Genomic DNA, 13,472 nt, shown 5'->3' with positions numbered 1-13,472 from the left:
CGTGTTTAACGTTCGGACCTTAAAGCGTAGCAGGTGAGGATGGCGGCTCCTGGCTAAAAAGGCGCAGCAGGGTCTCAACCTGTTCATCCAGCGGGCCGAGGGAGCGTTTCACAATCAGGTGCAGCGGCGTAGCCCGGCGTGCGCCATGGCTAAGCGGCAGGCGTTTAAGCACCCCCAGATCAAGCTGGGTCTGAATACGCTCCTCTGGCAGCCAGCCATAGCCGACCTGGGACATCACCGCCTCTATGGCTGCGTCAATGGTGGAAAAGGTCCACGACTCACCGGCCGCACGCGCGGCGGTCTGGCTGTCGGCTATCTGAATGAGCGGCCACGGGCGCAGCATATCGTCGTTAAGCGGCGCGTCGAGGCTAAAGAGGGGATGTTGATGATGCGCCACGGCAACAAAGTCGATATTCATCAGCCATTCGCCAAGACCGGTTATGTCCTGGCGGCGGGTTAACACCATCACGTCGGCTTCATCATTAATGACATCGGTGCGGCTATTTTCCAGTACTTCGGTGAGACGGACCTGCGTTTGCGGATACAGCTGCTGGAACTGACGCAAAATAGCGAACAGGCGTCGGCGCGGGAAAATGCTGTCCACCACCAGATCTAACCGCGTGCGCATTCCGTTACGCAGGCTTGCCGCACGGGTCTCAACATAGGCGAAGGCTTTCAGCAACGGTTTAACCTGGTTGAGCAGGAGTTCGCCGGCCGGGGTCAAGACAGCCCGCCGCCCCTCAGGCACCAGCAGCGCCACGCCCAGCCGCTCCTGCAGCAGCGACAGGTTATAGCTGACCGAGGACTGGCTGCGGTTGGTCTCTTCCGCTGCTTTGGCAAAGCTGCCTGCCTCGACCACTCTTTCCAGTAATGACCATTGTTCAAGCGTCGTCTTATGCATGATTAATCTAAAATTTGGATGAATTTGATTCAAACATAGCGTTATTCATTCATTTTTTGAAGGGGTACGATCGTCTCATCAAAACAAAGGAGACACATTATGAACACCTTCGACAAACATGACTTAAGCGGCTTCGTCGGCAAACACCTTGTATATACCTACGATAATGGCTGGAACTACGAGATTTATGTCAAAAATGAAACCACCCTTGATTACCGTATTCACAGCGGGATTGTGGCGAACCGTTGGGTGAAAGATCAGCAGGCTTATATTGTTCGTGTAGGGGAGAGCATCTATAAAATTTCCTGGACAGAACCAACCGGTACCGACGTGAGCCTGATAGCAAACCTGGGTGACAAACTGTTCCACGGCACCATCTTCTTCCCACGGTGGGTGATCAACAATCCAGAAAAAACCGTCTGCTTCCAGAACGATCATATTCCATTGATGAATGCGTATCGTGATGCAGGCCCGGCATACCCCACTGAAGTCATTGATGAATTTGCGACGATCACCTTTGTTCGCGACTGTGGGGCGAATAATGAAAGCGTTATTGCCTGTGCGGCCAGTGAATTGCCGAATGATTTTCCTGCTAATCTTAAGTAAACGCGACAATTCACATTAAAAGAAAGTTCCCGGCGGTTGACGAAACCGCCGGGGTTTTTATTTTGGTTGAGCGTTCATTTACTTTTCTTATCTTTTTAATGTAAAAGAAATGAAATATTTAAATGCCCGTCGTGAGTTTACTCACAAAAAATAAAAAAAAGAGAATTAAATCCCATCTTGCTGTTGTAAAAGGATTTTTCTTGCACCCTGCTGCTATTTACCCATTCCGCTTTCCTCATCTCTTAATTTTTTCCTAAGAAAACGACGATACTTTTACTTTAGTTGATGGTTTGTTGACATAAATGGAGTGCAGTCTAAATTTTATTTGGACTTTATTTATAAACCATCTTGCATGATTCCATTGAGCTGCCCATAACGACAGCGCAGTAAAAAAGATGACGCCTTTAATACAGCAAGGAAATTAATGATGAGTGATTTTTTGCCTTTTTCCCGGCCGTCCATGGGTAGCGAGGAATTAGCGGCGTTGCAGGAGGTATTAACCTCCGGCTGGATCACCACAGGACCGAAAAATCAGGCGCTTGAAGAGGCATTCTGTCAGCTAACCGGGAATCAACATGCGATTGCCGTCAGCTCAGCGACCGCGGGAATGCATGTCACGCTGATGGCGCTGGGTATTGGTCCAGGCGATGAAGTGATTACCCCCTCCCTGACCTGGGTATCCACACTGAATATGATTGTGCTGCTGGGTGCAACCCCGGTGATGATTGATGTGGACCGGGATACGTTGATGGTCACGCCGGATGCGGTCGACGCCGCCATTACGCCGCGCACAAAAGCGATTGTTCCGGTTCATTATGCCGGCGCGCCGTGTGACATCGACGCCATTCGCGCCATCGGGGAACGTCACGGTATTCCGGTCATTGAAGATGCGGCGCATGCAGCCGGCACGTACTACCACTCGCGTCACGTGGGCTGGCAGGGCACCGCGATTTTCTCATTCCACGCCATTAAAAACATGACCTGCGCCGAAGGCGGGTTAGTGGTCACGGACGATGCGCAACTGGCGCAGCGGATCCGTAGCCTGAAATTCCACGGCCTGGGTGTGGACGCCTACGACCGCCAGACGCACGGTCGTGCGCCGCAGGCAGAAGTTATTACGCCCGGCTTCAAATACAACCTGGCGGATATCAACGCCGCGCTGGCGCTGGTGCAGTTGGGCAAACTGAAAGAGGCCAACGCACGACGTCATGACATTGCTGAACGCTATCTTCGCGAGCTTGCCGATACGCCGTTCCAGCCGCTGCGTATTCCTTCATGGCCGCACGTCCACGCCTGGCATCTGTTCATCATTCGCGTGGATGAAGCCCGCTGCGGGATTTCTCGCGACAACCTGATGGCAGCCCTGAAGGAAAAAGGCATTGGCACCGGCCTGCATTTCCGCGCGGCGCACACGCAAAAATACTACCGCGAGCGTTTTCCTGATGTATCGCTCCCGAATTCTGAATGGAATAGCGCGCGTATTTGTTCTCTCCCCCTTTTCCCGGACATGACTCATGACGACACAACCCGCGTCATTACCGCGCTCCATCAGCTTGCAGGAAATTGATATGTTCAGCGCACCGCCTGTACAAAAAGTTTCTGTGGTAATCCCCGTTTACAACGAACAGGAGAGCCTGCCCGAACTGATCAGCCGTACGACGGCCGCCTGCGACACGCTCGGCAAAGCCTATGAAATACTGCTGGTGGATGATGGCAGTAGCGATAATTCCGCGCTGATGCTGACCGAAGCCGCGCAGGCCGAGGGCAGCCATATTGTTGCCGTGCTGCTTAACCGTAACTACGGCCAGCACTCCGCCATTATGGCCGGGTTCAGCCACGTGACGGGCGATCTGATTATTACGCTTGATGCCGATCTGCAAAACCCGCCGGAAGAGATCCCGCGTCTGGTTGCAAAGGCCGATGAAGGGTACGACGTGGTCGGCACGGTGCGGCAAAACCGTCAGGACAGCCTGTTCCGTAAGCTGGCTTCCCGCACAATCAACCGTTTGATCCAGCGGACCACCGGCAAAGCGATGGGCGATTATGGCTGCATGCTGCGCGCCTACCGCCGCCATATTGTCGACGCCATGCTGCACTGCCATGAACGCAGCACGTTTATTCCCATTCTCGCGAACACCTTTGCCCGTAAGGCGACGGAAATCCCGGTACTGCACGCCGAGCGCGAGCACGGGGAGTCGAAGTACAGCTTTATGCGTCTCATCAACCTGATGTACGACCTTATCACCTGCCTGACCACCACGCCGCTGCGCCTGTTGAGCGTTTTCGGCAGCATCATTGCCGTGTTCGGCTTCGCGCTTTCCGTGCTGCTGGTGTTACTCCGCCTGATCTACGGTCCCCAATGGGCGGCGGAAGGGGTCTTCATGCTCTTTGCCGTGCTGTTTATGTTCATCGGCGCCCAGTTTGTCGGGATGGGCCTGCTCGGGGAATACATTGGCCGTATTTATAACGATGTTCGCGCACGTCCGCGCTACTTTATTCAACGTGTTGTCCGCCAGGAACACAAAGCATCTCAAGAGGAAATTCACCCATGAAAGCTGTTGTCTTTGCCTATCACGATATGGGGTGTGCGGGCACGCTGGCCCTGCTGGAAGCGGGCTATGAAATCGCTGCAATCTTCACGCATCCGGACACGGCCGGAGAGAATAACTTCTTTGGCTCGGTGGCGCGTATCGCCGCAGAGCGCGGTATTCCGGTTTACGCCCCGGACGATGTCAACCATCCGCTGTGGGTGGACCGCATCCGGGCGCTCGCGCCTGATGCCATCTTCTCGTTCTATTATCGCAACCTGATTTGCGATGAGATTTTAAGTCTGGCGGCAAAAGGGGCATTTAATCTTCACGGCTCTTTGCTGCCCGCCTACCGTGGCCGCGCACCGCTGAACTGGGTGCTGGTGAACGGCGAAACGGAAACCGGCGTCACTCTGCACCGTATGGTGCACCGCGCAGATGCCGGTGCCATCATCGCGCAGCAGCGCGTGGCTATCGATGCGGATGAAACTGCGCTGCAGCTTCATCAGAAGCTCTGCACCGTAGCGCAAAGCCTGTTACGTGATGTGTTGCCAGCGATCCTTAACGGCACCTTCAGCGAGACCGCGCAGGATGAGAGCAAGGCGAGCTGTTTTGGCCGTCGCAAGCCAGAAGATGGTCGCCTGGACTGGAACAAGCCGGCTCGTCAGTTGCACAACCTGGTGCGTGCCGTTACCGACCCTTGGCCGGGGGCGTACAGCTTTGCAGGCGTGAGTAAATTTATCGTCTGGAAATCCCGCGTACGCGACGACATTCCTGCCGCCAAACCGGGCACCGTTGTCTCGGCTTCCCCGCTGATTGTCAGCTGCGGCGAGCAGGTGCTGGAGATCGTTACCGGGCAAACCGATAACGGCGTTTATGTTCAGGGCGCGCAGCTGGCTCAGTCTCTGGGGCTGGTCACTGGCGCACTGATCACCAGCGCACCGGTTGTGGCCATCAAACGCCGCACCCGCGTGCTGATCCTCGGCGTCAATGGCTTTATCGGCAACCACCTGACCGAGCGTCTGCTGAAAGACGATAACTACGAAATTTATGGTCTGGATATCGGTGCTGATGCTATCAGTCGTTTCCTCGACAACCCGCGTTTCCACTTTGTGGAAGGGGATATCAGCATTCACTCCGAGTGGATTGAATATCACATTAAAAAATGTGACGTGGTGCTGCCGCTGGTGGCGATTGCCACGCCGATTGAGTACACCCGTAACCCGCTGCGCGTGTTCGAGCTGGACTTCGAAGAGAACCTGAAGATCATCCGCGACTGTGTTAAATACGACAAGCGCATCATCTTCCCGTCCACTTCTGAAGTGTACGGCATGTGTACTGACAAAAACTTCGACGAAGATACCTCTAACTTGGTCGTCGGGCCGATCAACAAACAGCGCTGGATTTATTCCGTCTCCAAGCAGCTGCTCGACCGCGTGATCTGGGCCTACGGCGAGAAAGCGGGTCTGCGCTTTACGCTGTTCCGTCCGTTTAACTGGATGGGACCACGTCTGGATAACCTTAACGCGGCGCGTATCGGCAGCTCACGTGCCATCACCCAGCTGATCCTGAACCTGGTGGAAGGCTCGCCCATCAAGCTTATCGAAGGCGGTAAACAAAAACGCTGCTTTACGGATATCAGCGACGGTATCGAGGCGCTGTTCCGCATCATCGAAAACAAAGAGGGTCGCTGCAACGGAGAGATCATCAACATCGGTAACCCGGATAACGAAGCGAGCATTCGCGAGCTGGCTGAGATGCTGCTGGCAAGCTTTGAACGTCATCCGCTACGCGATCGCTTCCCGCCGTTTGCCGGTTTCCGTGAAGTGGAAAGCAGCAGCTACTACGGTAAAGGTTATCAGGACGTTGAGCACCGTAAACCGAGCATTCGTAATGCGAAACGCTGCCTGAACTGGACACCGACGGTGAAGATGGATCAGACCATTGATGAAACGCTCGATTTCTTCCTGCGCACCGTGGAGCTGTCGGAACAGGTCTCATGAGAAAAGTCGGTTTACGCATTGATGTCGACACCTTCAGGGGGACGCGTGACGGCGTACCCAAACTGCTGGAACTGCTGAGCAAGCACAACGTGCGCTCATCCATTTTCTTCAGCGTGGGGCCTGACAATATGGGACGTCATTTATGGCGTCTGGTTAAACCGGCATTTCTGTTCAAAATGCTGCGCTCACGCGCAGCCTCTCTCTACGGCTGGGATATTTTGCTGGCCGGAACCGCATGGCCCGGCAGGCGCATTGGCGCGGGTAATGAAGCCGTTATCCGCGACGCGGCGCAGCACCATGAGGTTGGACTGCATGCCTGGGATCACCATGCCTGGCAGGCCTGGGCTGGCGTCTGGGATATTCCACGCCTGTCGCGTGAAGTTGAACGCGGCATGCTGGAGCTGGAGGCCATTACCGGCCAGACGATTCGCTGCTCCGCCGTGGCGGGATGGCGTGCCGACCAACGCGTGGTGAAGGCCAAAGAACCCTTCGCGTTTCGCTACAACAGTGATTGCCGCGGCACCGGGCCTTTTTTGCCGCTCATCGGGGAGAATCGCCTGGGGACGGTGCAAATCCCGGTCACGCTTCCCACCTGGGATGAAGTGGTTGGGCGCGAGGTCAGTGCCGGAGGGTTCAATCGCTATATTCTGGACTGCATTCATCGCGACACCGGTACGCCCGTCTATACCATCCACGCGGAAGTGGAGGGGATTGCGTATCAGCATGATTTCGATGCACTGTTAACGATGGCCGCTCAGGAGGGGATTCAGTTTTGTCCATTGAGCGAATTGCTGCCAGAGGATCTTAGCGTCCTGCCCGTGGGCAAAATTGTGCGTAATGAACTGGCTGGCCGGGAAGGCTGGCTTGGCTATCAACAAACCGTGAGTCCGGTATCATGAAAGCAGCCCGTTATGGCTTAGCGCTTCTCGCACTGTTTATCGTTTACTACCTCATTCCGATCGATATCCGCCTGCTGTGGCAGCCTGATGAAACGCGCTATGCGGAAATCAGCCGCGAAATGCTGGCGTCTGGAGACTGGATTGTCCCGCATTTTCTGGGGCTGCGTTACTTTGAAAAGCCGATTGCGGGCTACTGGATCAACAGTATCGGGCAACTGCTGTTTGGGCATACTAACTTTGCCGTGCGCGCCGGCGCCATATTCTCAACCGGGTTGACGGCTCTGCTGGTGATCTGGATGGCGTGGCGCCTGTGGCGGGATAAGCGCGTTGCCATTTTCTCCGGCCTTATCTTCCTGACCCTGTTCCTGGTGTATGGCATTGGTACGTACGCCGTGCTGGATCCCATCATTACCCTGTGGCTGGTGGCCGCTATGTGCAGCTTCTGGCTGGCCTCACAGGCTGAAACCGTGGCCGGAAAAGCGGGTGGCTACGTGCTGCTCGGGCTTGCCTGCGGCATGGGGGTGATGACCAAAGGATTCCTGGCGCTGGCGGTGCCGGTGATAGGTGTGCTGCCGTGGGTGATTGCGCAGAAGCGCTGGAAAGAGGTGCTGATCTTTGGCTGGCTGGCCATCGTGAGCTGTGTGCTGATCGTCCTGCCCTGGGCGCTGGCCATTGCGCATCGAGAGCCTGATTTCTGGCGTTACTTCTTCTGGGTTGAGCATATTCAGCGCTTTGCCCAGAGCGATGCCCAGCACAAAGCGCCGTTCTGGTACTACCTGCCGTTCCTGCTGGCCGGCAGTCTGCCGTGGCTGGCGCTGTTGCCCGGCGCGTTTCGGCTGGGCTGGCGCGAAAGAGACAACACGGGCGGTGGCTTTTATCTGCTTGGATGGGTCGTGATGCCGCTGCTGTTTTTCAGCATTGCCAAAGGCAAACTGCCAACCTACATCCTGCCGTGTTTTGCTCCGCTGGCTATCCTGATGGCGCGCTATGCCTGCATCGCGGCGGACAAAGGGGCCAGAGCGTTACGCATTAACGGCGGGATTAACCTGGCGTTTGGTGTGATTGGCGTGGTGGCGGCGCTGGTGGTCTCGCCGTGGGGGGTTGCTAAGCATCCGGTCTGGACATCCGTTGAGCTGTATAAAGTCTTCTGCGCGGTGCTGGCGTTTCTCGTCTGGGCGGCTGTCGGCTGGTTTACCGTGCGGCAAAGCGCGCAGCGCTGGTGGCTGGCGGCGTTGTGTCCTGCTGGCGTGGCGCTGCTGATTGGGTTTGCCATTCCTAACCTGGTGGTAGATTCCAAACAGCCGCAGTCGCTGGTGGATACCATCCGTGACCCGCTTCAGAGCAGCCGGTTTGTGCTGGCGAACAATGTTGGCGTGGCCTCCGGGCTGGCGTGGGAGCTTAAGCGTAATGACATCATTCTGTTTGGTCAGAGCGGCGAGCTGAGCTACGGGCTAGCGTACCCGGATGTGAAAGACCGGTTTGTCGAGAAAGATAATTTTGCGCAGTGGCTGGCAACGCATCGCCAGCAGGGGGGCGTGTCACTGGTGATCCTGCTGTCAAAACACGACGATATTAAGCGGGCTCATCTGCCAGAACCGGACAGCCTGTATATTCAGGGCCGTCTGGCCTGGCTGCAGTATTTACCGCAATGACGACCTGGCTCTGGTTGATACTGGCAAGCCTGCTGACCTGCGCAGGGCAGCTGTGTCAGAAGCAGGCCACCCGTCCGGCGAAAGCCGGGCGGCGTGGCGCGCATATTATGCTGTGGCTGGGCCTGGCATTGCTGGCACTGGGCAGCGGCATGCTGGTCTGGCTGGTGGTCCTGCAGCGCCTGCCTGTCGGCGTTGCCTACCCTATGCTGAGCCTCAATTTTGTCTGGGTGACCCTGGCGGCGAAAGCATTCTGGCATGAAAAAGTCGCGTTGCATCACTGGCTGGGCGTCGGGTTCATCATCATCGGCATTGTTATCCTCGGAGGAAGCCTGTGAGAGGAACGTTCTGGGCGTTATGCAGCGTAATGCTGGTCAGCGCGGCGCAACTGCTGCTGCGCTATGCCATGCAGGCTCTGCCGCCAGTCAGCGAGCTTTATGCGTTTGTCTCCGCGCTCTGGCACTTCTCATCCGGTACTGGCGCGCTGCTGCTGGGACTTATGGGGTATGTGGCCTCGATGGGCTGCTGGTATCTGGCGTTGCATCGCATGGCGCTCAGCAAAGCGTATGCCTTGCTGAGCCTCAGTTACATTCTGGTGTGGGCCGCGGCCATTTTGTTGCCCGGCTGGAACGAACACTTTTCCTGGCACGGGCTGGCGGGGGTCGGGATGATTATTCTCGGCGTGCTGGTGATTTTTATGCCACGGACATCCCGTGGTGAGCAATCGTCCCGGCGGTAAGGGTATAAGGCGTTGAGGTGCAGACGGCAAGACTGAGCGAGCCGAACTGGAGCTGGCTTACCGAATGCGTCTGCGACGTGCTGTCGATGCTGACAATCTGCCAGGCGCTGCCGCCTCGCTGCTTCACGATGGCCTCTTTACGCGTCCAGATCCCCCAGAAAGCAGAAAGCTTTGTCTCCGGGTCTTCGCGCTCCAGCTCCGCATGTTCCGCCACGCTGAAGACGGCGTTAGCCAGCGCCTGCCAGTTTTCACGTGGGCGGATAACTTCGATATCACACCCCACTTCGCCTTCGTCGCTCAGCAGCAGCGCGATATTATCGCCGCTGTGACTCAGGTTAAACCAGAAGGGCTGCGCATCCACGAAGGTCGGCTTCCCTTGCTCACCATAGACGATCTCGGGTAACGGAGAAGGAGAAAGCGTTTTGGCGAGCAGGGTTCTCCCCGCCAGCCAGGATGCATTTCGTGCACCCGCAGGTGCCATATGTGCAAGCGTCGACGCCAGCGGGTCTGCGCTCAGGGTGGAGATCTTTCCCAGTATAAACTGGTACATAGTTACGCCCAGCGTTTGATGATTATCGACGTGTTGATGCCGCCAAATGCGAAGTTATTGCTTTGCAGATACTCGCAGTCAATCTGACGGGCTTCACCCATAATATAATCTAAAGCACCACATTGCTCATCCGGTTGTCTTAAATTGAGCGTCGGGGCAAACCAGCCCTCACGCATCATCTGCAGACTCATCCAGGCTTCCAGCGCCCCACAGGCGCCTAACGTGTGGCCAAAATAGCTCTTCAGCGACGAAATTGGCACGTTGTCGCCAAAGATAGCGGCGGTGGCCTGGCTTTCAGCAATATCACCGCGATCGGTGGCGGTACCGTGCGCGGAGATGTACCCCATGTCCCGCGCGCTTAACCCTGCTAACGCCAGCGACTGCTCCATACAAATTTGCATGGTTTCACGTTGTGGCTGGGTGATATGGGCTGCATCACAGTTGGTGGCGAAGCCAACGATCTCGCCATAGATAGTTGCACCGCGTGCTCTGGCATGCTCAAGCTCTTCCAGAATCAGGGTGCCTGCGCCTTCCCCAATGACCAGACCATCACGCTGCGTATCAAATGGCGAAGGGGTGGTTTTCGGCGCATCGTTGCGCTGGCTGGTCGCGAATAAGGTGTCAAACACCGCCGCCTCTGACGGACAAAGCTCCTCTGCTCCGCCTGCGACCATCACGGTCTGATAACCGTGACGAATGGCTTCCCAGGCGTAGCCAATGGCCTGACTGCCCGACGTACAGGCACTCGACGTCGGGATAACGCGACCCCGAAGGCCAAAGAACAGGCCGGTATTCACCGCGGTCGTGTGCGGCATCATCTGCACATAGGTCGTACCGGTGATGTTGTGGGTGTGTTTTTCGGTGAGCATGGTGGCGAATTCGCTGACTGGCCCGGTACTGCCTGTGGAGGAGCCATAGGCGATACCGGTTTGGCCATTCGTGAGCACCGCCTCGCCAATCAGCCCCGCCTGCTCCAGCGCCAGCTCGGTGGCGCGGGTCGACATCAACGACACGCGGCCCATGGCGCGAATACGCTTGCGGGTATAGTGTTCCGGCAGGGTGAAATCATCAATCGGCGCGCCCAGCAGGGTGTGCAGGCCATCGTAAACCTGCCACTCCGGCATTTTGCGTACCGCGTTGTCATACGCCAGCAGCCTGCGGGAAACGGATTGCCAGTCCTCGCCGAAGGCGGTAACGCCGCCCATACCGGTAATCACCACGCGACGCGTCATAGCATTCCTCCGTTGATGGAAATGACCTGGCGGGTAACGTAGCCTGCAATATCTGACATCAGATAGCTGGCAAGTCCTGCAACCTCTTCGGCCTGGCCCATCCGTTTCATGGGAATGATGGACATTGCCTCTTTCAGCGCAGCCTCTTCCATTTCAATCATGCCGGTATCAATCAGCCCCGGCGCAATGCAGTTCACGGTGATGTTGCGTTTTGCCAGCTCAATTGCCAGTGCTTTGGTCGCGCCAATAATGCCCGCTTTTGCCGCGCTGTAGTTCACCTGACCGCGGTTGCCCATCATGCCGGACACGGAGGATAAGGTGATAATGCGCCCCCCTTTTCGGGTGGCGATCATCGGCATAATGCAGGGTTGAATAACGTTATAAAAACTGTCGAGATTGGTATGGATGACGCTGTCCCAGTCGTCTTCGCTGAGGGCCGGAAACGCACCGTCGCGGGTGATACCGGCATTACTGACCACGCCATACCATGCGCCGTGGGCCTCGATATTCTGCTCCAGCACGTCACGGCACTGTTCGCGGTTACCTGCATCGAAAGAGAGCAGGCGACCCTGACCGCCCGCCTGTGTGATGGTATCCAGCGTCGCCTGCGCGCCTGCGGCGTCACGGTGGTAATGTACGCCTACGGTAAACCCGTCAGCGGCAAGCTGGCAGGCGATGGCACGACCAATGCCTTTGCTGGCCCCGGTGACCAGTACGGAACGACTCATGCGTGAGATCCCTGATTAAAAAGCGATGTTAATTCTTCTGCGCTCGGCTGGAAGGTATTGACCCGGCCCGTGGCCAGCGTCTCCTCACCTGAGGAGATCGTACATTCAAAACTGCCGAAGCGTTCATCCTGCATCAGCAGTCTGACGGTAATGTCCAGCGTCGCGTCTTTTGCGAAACGTCCACTGGCGCAGACCAACTCGCGCGCACCCAGCACCATGCCCAGCGCAATATGATCTTGCCCTTTCTGCTGGCGATGCCAGCCTGACCAGACGCCAACGGTCTGCGCCATCAGTTCGAGCGCGTACCAGCCAGGCAAATCGCCCTCGGCATTCAAAAAGGGCGCCAGTACGCTTTGGCCGTTGACCGCGACACGGCATACGGCGGAATCGTCGGTGACGCGTTCAACGGATCCCAGCAGCATCATTGGCGCATCGTGCGGCAGATAGTCGACGGGTGATAAGTAGCTCATGACACTCTCCCCAGCAGGATGCTGGCGTTGTTGCCACCAAACGCGAACGAGTTAGATAAAATGACCGGTTTTTTCAGCGCCGTGCTCTGGTGCAGCACGCCGCACGGCGACAGCGTCTCGTCCGGTGCGTAGCGGGCGAAATCCTGCGGGGGTAACGGCAGGTCACGCGTCAGAATAAGCCAGCTCAACGCCGCTTCGGTGATTCCGGCAGCGCCCAGCGTATGGCCGGTAAGGTGTTTGGTAGAACTGCAGGGCACGTTTTCTCCAAAGAGGTCGTGTACCACGTGTGATTCAATCTGGTCGTTGAGCGGTGTGGCGGTGCCGTGCAGGTTGATATAGCCAATATCCTCCGGCTGCAGACCCGCGTCATTGAGCGCCTGGGTAATGGCGCGAATGGCGCCTTCACCCTGCGGATGCGGCGCCGAAATATGGTAAGCATCGCTGGACTCGCCTGTTCCCAGCAGCGCGACCCCGGCGGGTTCACGGGTCAACACCATCAGCGCAGCGGCTTCACCAATGGTGATACCCCGACGGTCGCGGCCAAACGGCTCGCAGAGCGTTGGAGAAAGCGATTCCAGACTGTGAAAGCCATTGACGGGCATCCGGCTCAGGGTATCTGCGCCGCCCACAATGGCAATATCCACCAGCCCGGCGTCAATCAGACGCCGGCCGCTGATGATTGCCCGCGCGCTGGAGGAGCAGGCGGTCGAGAGGGTATATGCCGGGCCCTCGAGCTGTAACCAGTTTGCCAGAAAGCGGGACGGATCGCCCAGCTCCTGTTGCGGATACTGCCACCGGGTGCTGACTTCGCCGTTGAGCGTTAATCGTACGTGCTCATCCCCTTCATCGAGGCCGGAGGTGCTGGTACCCAAAACCACGGCCACGCGGTCGCGGCCGACCCGGGCAATCGCGTCGTCAACGGCGGATTGAATCTGTGCCAGCGCGGCCAGCAGCAGCTGGTTATTGCGGGTGCGGTGCGCGGACAGGGTATCCGGAATGGACGGCAACTCGCCTTCCACGCCACCCAGCACGGCGTCGGGCGCATCCTGCAACCAGCCGGACCGACAATGCATGCCAGGGGCTACGCCTGCCGTCAGGTTAGCGGCAATCTCATCCAGCGAGTTACCCAGCGCGTTGACCATGCCAACAGCAGAAATGTAAATCATC

At 57.1% G+C, this 13,472-nt stretch carries 14 protein-coding genes; 8 read left to right on the top strand and 6 right to left on the bottom strand.

The window, feature by feature from the left end:
- Positions 1–19: 19 nt before the first annotated feature.
- Entirely contained in the window at positions 20–901 is an 882-nt protein-coding gene (locus ACMGG3_RS17050; RefSeq protein WP_020884513.1) for a LysR family transcriptional regulator, read from the bottom strand.
- A gap of 99 nt (positions 902–1,000) precedes the next feature.
- Between ACMGG3_RS17050 and ACMGG3_RS17045 the strand changes: the two genes are divergently transcribed.
- The 8 genes from ACMGG3_RS17045 to arnF all read left to right on the top strand — a co-directional run bounded on the left by ACMGG3_RS17045 (position 1,001) and on the right by arnF (position 9,325).
- Positions 1,001–1,507, top strand: coding sequence for a phenolic acid decarboxylase (locus ACMGG3_RS17045; protein WP_059305859.1), 507 nt, complete (start codon positions 1,001–1,003; stop codon positions 1,505–1,507).
- Between the two features lie 427 nt (positions 1,508–1,934).
- Entirely contained in the window at positions 1,935–3,074 is a 1,140-nt protein-coding gene (arnB, locus tag ACMGG3_RS17040) for a UDP-4-amino-4-deoxy-L-arabinose aminotransferase (RefSeq protein ID WP_041162895.1), read from the top strand.
- A gap of 1 nt (position 3,075) precedes the next feature.
- Positions 3,076–4,059: an undecaprenyl-phosphate 4-deoxy-4-formamido-L-arabinose transferase gene (gene arnC / locus ACMGG3_RS17035; protein WP_020884516.1), complete on the top strand. Its 984-nt coding sequence runs from the start codon at positions 3,076–3,078 to the stop codon at positions 4,057–4,059.
- Positions 4,056–6,038 carry a bifunctional UDP-4-amino-4-deoxy-L-arabinose formyltransferase/UDP-glucuronic acid oxidase ArnA gene (gene arnA, locus ACMGG3_RS17030; protein ID WP_414149328.1) on the top strand — a complete coding sequence of 661 codons (1,983 nt, stop codon included), beginning with the start codon at positions 4,056–4,058 and terminating at the stop codon, positions 6,036–6,038. The genes arnC and arnA overlap by 4 nt, the downstream gene beginning before the upstream one ends.
- Entirely contained in the window at positions 6,035–6,937 is a 903-nt protein-coding gene (gene arnD, locus ACMGG3_RS17025; protein ID WP_020884517.1) for a 4-deoxy-4-formamido-L-arabinose-phosphoundecaprenol deformylase, read from the top strand. Before arnA ends, arnD begins: the two co-directional genes overlap by 4 nt.
- Complete coding sequence (gene arnT, locus ACMGG3_RS17020; RefSeq protein ID WP_063435118.1) at positions 6,934–8,589, top strand: lipid IV(A) 4-amino-4-deoxy-L-arabinosyltransferase; 1,656 nt, start codon at positions 6,934–6,936, stop codon at positions 8,587–8,589. The genes arnD and arnT overlap by 4 nt, the downstream gene beginning before the upstream one ends.
- Positions 8,586–8,924, top strand: coding sequence for a 4-amino-4-deoxy-L-arabinose-phosphoundecaprenol flippase subunit ArnE (gene arnE / locus ACMGG3_RS17015; protein ID WP_014172049.1), 339 nt, complete (start codon positions 8,586–8,588; stop codon positions 8,922–8,924). The genes arnT and arnE overlap by 4 nt, the downstream gene beginning before the upstream one ends.
- Entirely contained in the window at positions 8,921–9,325 is a 405-nt protein-coding gene (arnF, locus tag ACMGG3_RS17010) for a 4-amino-4-deoxy-L-arabinose-phosphoundecaprenol flippase subunit ArnF (RefSeq protein WP_049021795.1), read from the top strand. Before arnE ends, arnF begins: the two co-directional genes overlap by 4 nt.
- Here arnF and acpT read toward each other — a convergent pair.
- From acpT to ACMGG3_RS16985, 5 genes are read right to left on the bottom strand one after another with little or no spacing between them, the layout of a single operon-like run.
- A complete protein-coding gene (gene acpT, locus ACMGG3_RS17005) occupies positions 9,282–9,875 on the bottom strand; it encodes a 4'-phosphopantetheinyl transferase AcpT (protein ID WP_014172047.1) in 594 nt (197 codons plus the stop codon). The genes arnF and acpT overlap by 44 nt on opposite strands.
- A gap of 2 nt (positions 9,876–9,877) precedes the next feature.
- Complete coding sequence (locus tag ACMGG3_RS17000; protein WP_014172046.1) at positions 9,878–11,107, bottom strand: beta-ketoacyl-ACP synthase; 1,230 nt, start codon at positions 11,105–11,107, stop codon at positions 9,878–9,880.
- On the bottom strand, positions 11,104–11,835 hold the full coding sequence (locus tag ACMGG3_RS16995) for a 3-ketoacyl-ACP reductase FabG2 (RefSeq protein ID WP_020884521.1): 732 nt from the start codon (positions 11,833–11,835) through the stop codon (positions 11,104–11,106). The genes ACMGG3_RS17000 and ACMGG3_RS16995 overlap by 4 nt, the downstream gene beginning before the upstream one ends.
- Positions 11,832–12,305, bottom strand: coding sequence for a 3-hydroxy-fatty acyl-ACP dehydratase (locus ACMGG3_RS16990; RefSeq protein ID WP_025202828.1), 474 nt, complete (start codon positions 12,303–12,305; stop codon positions 11,832–11,834). The genes ACMGG3_RS16995 and ACMGG3_RS16990 overlap by 4 nt, the downstream gene beginning before the upstream one ends.
- The gene (locus ACMGG3_RS16985) at positions 12,302–13,471 is read right to left on the bottom strand and encodes a beta-ketoacyl-[acyl-carrier-protein] synthase family protein (protein WP_414149327.1); all 1,170 of its coding nucleotides are present in this window, start codon (positions 13,469–13,471) and stop codon (positions 12,302–12,304) included. The genes ACMGG3_RS16990 and ACMGG3_RS16985 overlap by 4 nt, the downstream gene beginning before the upstream one ends.
- Position 13,472: the final 1 nt, after the last annotated feature.

This window comes from Enterobacter sp. BNK-18, from assembly GCF_047456135.1.
Taxonomy (GTDB): Bacteria; Pseudomonadota; Gammaproteobacteria; order Enterobacterales; family Enterobacteriaceae; genus Enterobacter; species Enterobacter ludwigii.
The sequence above is the reverse complement of the archived record's forward strand: the minus strand, read 5'-3'. Positions and strand labels throughout refer to the sequence as shown.

Bases quoted from the DNA above. Each gene is read 5' to 3' on its own strand.
- arnB (WP_041162895.1), top strand. From the start codon at position 1,935: ATGAGTGATTTTTTGCCTTTTTCCCGGCCGTCCATGGGTAGCGAGGAA.
- ACMGG3_RS16995 (WP_020884521.1), bottom strand. From the start codon at position 11,835: ATGAGTCGTTCCGTACTGGTCACCGGGGCCAGCAAAGGCATTGGTCGT.
- ACMGG3_RS17045 (WP_059305859.1), top strand. From the start codon at position 1,001: ATGAACACCTTCGACAAACATGACTTAAGCGGCTTCGTCGGCAAACAC.
- arnA (WP_414149328.1), top strand. From the start codon at position 4,056: ATGAAAGCTGTTGTCTTTGCCTATCACGATATGGGGTGTGCGGGCACG.
- ACMGG3_RS17000 (WP_014172046.1), bottom strand. From the start codon at position 11,107: ATGACGCGTCGCGTGGTGATTACCGGTATGGGCGGCGTTACCGCCTTC.
- arnC (WP_020884516.1), top strand. From the start codon at position 3,076: ATGTTCAGCGCACCGCCTGTACAAAAAGTTTCTGTGGTAATCCCCGTT.
- acpT (WP_014172047.1), bottom strand. From the start codon at position 9,875: ATGTACCAGTTTATACTGGGAAAGATCTCCACCCTGAGCGCAGACCCG.
- arnT (WP_063435118.1), top strand. From the start codon at position 6,934: ATGAAAGCAGCCCGTTATGGCTTAGCGCTTCTCGCACTGTTTATCGTT.
- ACMGG3_RS16985 (WP_414149327.1), bottom strand. From the start codon at position 13,471: ATGATTTACATTTCTGCTGTTGGCATGGTCAACGCGCTGGGTAACTCG.
- arnE (WP_014172049.1), top strand. From the start codon at position 8,586: ATGACGACCTGGCTCTGGTTGATACTGGCAAGCCTGCTGACCTGCGCA.
- arnD (WP_020884517.1), top strand. From the start codon at position 6,035: ATGAGAAAAGTCGGTTTACGCATTGATGTCGACACCTTCAGGGGGACG.
- ACMGG3_RS17050 (WP_020884513.1), bottom strand. From the start codon at position 901: ATGCATAAGACGACGCTTGAACAATGGTCATTACTGGAAAGAGTGGTC.
- ACMGG3_RS16990 (WP_025202828.1), bottom strand. From the start codon at position 12,305: ATGAGCTACTTATCACCCGTCGACTATCTGCCGCACGATGCGCCAATG.